Here is a 1,436-nt window from a genome sequence, read left to right as displayed (position 1 = left end):
GACTACCGGCGCGACGATGATGCGGGCTTGTGGAGTTCAGCCGATCTGACTTATGTCATTACCTATGAAATGTGAGGACGCTATGCCTGTACCAAATCCTACAATGCCGGTGAAAGGTGCCGGGACCACCCTGTGGGTTTATAAGGGGAGCGGTGACCCTTACGCGAATCCGCTTTCAGACGTTGACTGGTCGCGTCTGGCAAAAGTTAAAGACCTGACGCCCGGCGAACTGACCGCTGAGTCCTATGACGACAGCTATCTCGATGATGAAGATGCAGACTGGACTGCGACCGGGCAGGGGCAGAAATCTGCCGGAGATACCAGCTTCACGCTGGCGTGGATGCCCGGAGAGCAGGGGCAGCAGGCGCTGCTGGCGTGGTTTAATGAAGGCGATACCCGTGCCTATAAAATCCGCTTCCCGAACGGCACGGTCGATGTGTTCCGTGGCTGGGTCAGCAGTATCGGTAAGGCGGTGACGGCGAAGGAAGTGATCACCCGCACGGTGAAAGTCACCAATGTGGGACGTCCGTCGATGGCAGAAGATCGCAGCACGGTAACAGCGGCAACCGGCATGACCGTGACGCCTGCCAGCACCTCGGTGGTGAAAGGGCAGAGCACCACGCTGACCGTGGCCTTCCAGACGGAGGGCGTAACCGACAAGAGCTTTCGTGCGGTGTCTGCGGATAAAACAAAAGCCACCGTGTCGGTCAGTGGTATGACCATCACCGTGAACGGCGTTGCTGCAGGCAAGGTCAACATTCCGGTTGTATCCGGTAATGGTGAGTTTGCTGCGGTTGCAGAAATTACCGTCACCGCCAGTTAATCCGGAGAGTCAGCGATGTTCCTGAAAACCGAATCATTTGAACATAACGGTGTGACCGTCACGCTTTCTGAACTGTCAGCCCTGCAGCGCATTGAGCATCTCGCCCTGATGAAACGGCAGGCAGAACAGGCGGAGTCAGACAGCAACCGGAAGTTTACTGTGGAAGACGCCATCAGAACCGGCGCGTTTCTGGTGGCGATGTCCCTGTGGCATAACCATCCGCAGAAGACGCAGATGCCGTCCATGAATGAAGCCGTTAAACAGATTGAGCAGGAAGTGCTTACCACCTGGCCCACGGAGGCAATTTCTCATGCTGAAAACGTGGTGTACCGGCTGTCTGGTATGTATGAGTTTGTGGTGAATAATGCCCCTGAACAGACAGAGGACGCCGGGCCCGCAGAGCCTGTTTCTGCGGGAAAGTGTTCGACGGTGAGCTGAGTTTTGCCCTGAAACTGGCGCGTGAGATGGGGCGACCCGACTGGCGTGCCATGCTTGCCGGGATGTCATCCACGGAGTATGCCGACTGGCACCGCTTTTACAGTACCCATTATTTTCATGATGTTCTGCTGGATATGCACTTTTCCGGGCTGACGTACACCGTGCTCAGCCTGTT

At 56.3% G+C, this 1,436-nt stretch carries 4 protein-coding genes; all 4 read left to right on the top strand.

Annotation, left to right across the window (positions count from 1 at the left end):
* Positions 1-75 (top strand): phage tail terminator protein (gpU, locus tag CSC70_RS13660; RefSeq protein ID WP_215255295.1); only part of this gene is annotated, 75 nt, incomplete at its 5' end.
* A gap of 28 nt (positions 76-103) precedes the next feature.
* Positions 104-823 carry a phage tail protein gene (locus tag CSC70_RS13655; RefSeq protein WP_425501591.1) on the top strand — a complete coding sequence of 240 codons (720 nt, stop codon included), beginning with the start codon at positions 104-106 and terminating at the stop codon, positions 821-823.
* A gap of 15 nt (positions 824-838) precedes the next feature.
* On the top strand, positions 839-1,261 hold the full coding sequence (gpG, locus tag CSC70_RS13650) for a phage tail assembly chaperone G (RefSeq protein WP_000479153.1): 423 nt from the start codon (positions 839-841) through the stop codon (positions 1,259-1,261).
* On the top strand, positions 1,243-1,436 hold a 194-nt coding region (locus tag CSC70_RS13645; protein ID WP_089620079.1), incomplete at its 3' end, for a phage tail assembly protein T. The genes gpG and CSC70_RS13645, both read left to right, overlap by 19 nt.

The sequence above is a fragment of the Pseudoxanthomonas kalamensis DSM 18571 genome, assembly GCF_010211745.1.
GTDB lineage: Bacteria > Pseudomonadota > Gammaproteobacteria > Xanthomonadales > Xanthomonadaceae > Pseudoxanthomonas_A > Pseudoxanthomonas_A kalamensis.
Note: the sequence above shows the minus strand (reverse complement) of the source record. Positions and strands in the feature narration are given on the sequence as shown.